Annotated in this window: 3 protein-coding genes and 1 CRISPR repeat array; all 3 genes read right to left on the reverse strand. The window is 50.3% G+C overall.

Annotation, left to right across the window (positions count from 1 at the left end):
- Nucleotides 1–30: 30 nt before the first annotated feature.
- The 3 genes from BZG14_RS15645 to BZG14_RS15015 all read right to left on the reverse strand — a co-directional run bounded on the left by BZG14_RS15645 (nt 31) and on the right by BZG14_RS15015 (nt 1,088).
- A complete protein-coding gene (locus tag BZG14_RS15645; protein ID WP_077609123.1) occupies nt 31–219 on the reverse strand; it encodes a hypothetical protein in 189 nt (62 codons plus the stop codon).
- Nucleotides 220–535: 316 nt separating this feature from the next.
- Nucleotides 536–883, reverse strand: coding sequence for a type II toxin-antitoxin system RelE/ParE family toxin (locus BZG14_RS15010; protein WP_077609124.1), 348 nt, complete (start codon nt 881–883; stop codon nt 536–538).
- On the reverse strand, nt 852–1,088 hold the full coding sequence (locus BZG14_RS15015) for a TA system antitoxin ParD family protein (RefSeq protein ID WP_021023597.1): 237 nt from the start codon (nt 1,086–1,088) through the stop codon (nt 852–854). The genes BZG14_RS15010 and BZG14_RS15015 overlap by 32 nt, the downstream gene beginning before the upstream one ends.
- Before the next feature lie 271 nt (nt 1,089–1,359).
- Nucleotides 1,360–2,288: a CRISPR direct-repeat array (repeat unit 28 nt; unit sequence GTTCACTGCCGCATAGGCAGCTTAGAAA).
- Nucleotides 2,289–2,780: the final 492 nt, after the last annotated feature.

Below are 2,780 nucleotides of genomic sequence, written 5' to 3' on the forward strand. Positions count from 1 at the left end.
GCCTCAATGTCGGATGGCGCGCGGCGAAAGTCATACCAAGTTTGCACGATCGAGTTGGCGCTTATGCCGACCTACGCGAACTTTAACGTCGGTGGTGCCATTGGCGTAGGTGACACAAGCCCCAGCACGATGTTGGATAGGTGCAAATTGCCAACGGGCGCCTGTCACGATCAGTGCCAATTTTAACGACGATGTCGGATGGCGCGCGGTGAAAATCACACCAAGCTTGTACGATCGAGTTGGCGCTTATGCCGACCTACGCGAACTTTAACGTCGGTGGTGCCATTGGCGTAGGTGACACAAGCCCCAGCACGGTGTTGGATATGTGATAACTGTCAAAGGGCGCCTGTCACGATCGAGGTTAATCGTTGGCCTCAATGTCGGATGGCGCAGTGCAACTGGCGCCAGTTGCACTGCGCGCGGTGCAAATCACACCAAGTTTGCACGATCGAGCTGGCGCTTATGCCGAGTTACGTATAGGCGGCATAGAAAGGGAAAGTGATCTCGTTGGGTTTCGGATTTTCATTCACTGTCACTAACGTCGATTTGGCGGTTCACCAATGATCTTTAAATCCGCTTTTCCACGCTTTTTCATCGTCGCGTAGAAGTTCTCGTGCGAGCTAATGTTAAGCAGGTAGAGCTCGAGTTTGTTTTCAATCCAAGCGTAGCCAAGTAACACTTCTTGCCTATCGAGCTTGAACTTGTGCACCCAAAGATAAGACAGAGCGCCTTTTTTCTGGGTGCCAAGCGTGGGATCTTCAATGATTCTGTCTATCTCGTCCTCGACCACTTCACACTGCGCCTCGGACAACTTGTTCATCTGCTTTTCAAAAACACGAGAGACGAAAACATCAATCTGATTGTCGTGGGGTCCGTCGCTCATAACGTTTTACCTTACCAAGTTTGACTTCTTCAGATGCAATCAGGGCTTCTTGCACAAAGCTATAGGGTAAATCAGGGTTCTCAGTCATGATTTTCCCGATTTTTGCCCAGTATTCAATTTGCTTGGGCACAGAGCGCATTTCAGCTTCTGCATGCACTTTTACATCTGACACAAACTCATCATCTAACCGTACACTGGTTGGCATGATTCATTACCTCGTCTATAAATCTTCACTGGTTAATATGCGACAAAATGTCGCGCCTTGCAATATATTTAGAACTGGCACATCTGGCGTGACTTAAGACGGCTCTGCTTCAACATATGTGATAAGTTGATACCCTTGCGACCCTTCTTTTTTGGCTGTTCAAAAATAAACAATAAATACAAAGCGTTACGGAAAGCGATTTTTAACAAGGGTAAAAGACGATTTTTATCCTAACGGCCTGTTGTAACAGATGATTGTTAGGTTATTCTATGTTCACTGCCGCATAGGCAGCTTAGAAACAAAACCGTTCGCCCATGTCTAAAACCATTCCGTTCACTGCCGCATAGGCAGCTTAGAAATTTAGTCCCTTTCCTCAACTTCGGGTCATCAAGTTCACTGCCGCATAGGCAGCTTAGAAAAGCACGCAGAGCGCACGCTTCCACCCAAGGACGTTCACTGCCGCATAGGCAGCTTAGAAAAAAAAACGATGTAACCACGGCAGATACAAGCAGTTCACTGCCGCATAGGCAGCTTAGAAATTGGTGGTTTAATCCGTGGCGGCATCGGCATGGTTCACTGCCGCATAGGCAGCTTAGAAAGTTCTGAGGCTTAGCCGCAACAACTTCGACCTGTTCACTGCCGCATAGGCAGCTTAGAAACACCGACAACGAATCCTGATGAGTTCCATGTCGTTCACTGCCGCATAGGCAGCTTAGAAATGGGTAGATAGTGATTGATTCAGTGTCGACCGGTTCACTGCCGCATAGGCAGCTTAGAAAGTGACCGGCACGCTGAACTATGCAGAGCACAAGTTCACTGCCGCATAGGCAGCTTAGAAAAAAGCGAGTACGCCGGCCAGCCCCTCCATTGTGTTCACTGCCGCATAGGCAGCTTAGAAATCGATACAATCTTTTTGATGCCCTAGTTCTGCGTTCACTGCCGCATAGGCAGCTTAGAAAGACCACGTAGCTAGCCGTGGCGGTGATGTGCTGTTCACTGCCGCATAGGCAGCTTAGAAAGCCCGTGAAATGGGCAAATCCCCAGTAACACTGTTCACTGCCGCACAGGCAGCTTAGAAAAGCAAGCTGTCGGGCGGTGGGCAACTCCGCATGTTCACTGCCGCACAGGCAGCTTAGAAATCAGGTAGTGCGGCTGGTAGCTCTTTTTCGTTCGTTCACTGCCGCACAGGCAGCGTCGATGACACAAGCCCCGGCAAGGTGTTGAATAGGTGCACATTGCCAACGGGGGCCTGTCACGATCGAGGTTAATCGTTGGCCTCGATGTCGGAGGCGCGCAGTCCGCTTGGGTAATACATGACAGACATCGCACTGGCGCTTGTCCGACCTACACACCATTTTAATATCGGCGGTGCCATTGGCGTACATTGGTTATCGGAACAGCCACTTTTGGCCCGATGATACCATTGGCGTAGGTGACACAAGCCCCGGCACGGTGTTGGATAGGTGCAAATTRCCAACGGGCGCCTGTCACGATCAGTGCCAATTTTAACGACGATGTCGGATGGCGCGCGGTGAAAATCACACCAAGTTTGTACGATCGAGTTAGCGCTTATGCCGACCTACGCGAACTTTAACGTCGGTGGTGCCATTGGCGACCGAGACACAAGCCCCAGCACGGTGTTGGATAGATGCACATTGCCAACGGGCGCCTGTCACGATCGAGGTTAATCGT

This window comes from Salinivibrio sp. IB282 (genome assembly GCF_001995685.1).
GTDB lineage: Bacteria > Pseudomonadota > Gammaproteobacteria > Enterobacterales > Vibrionaceae > Salinivibrio > Salinivibrio kushneri.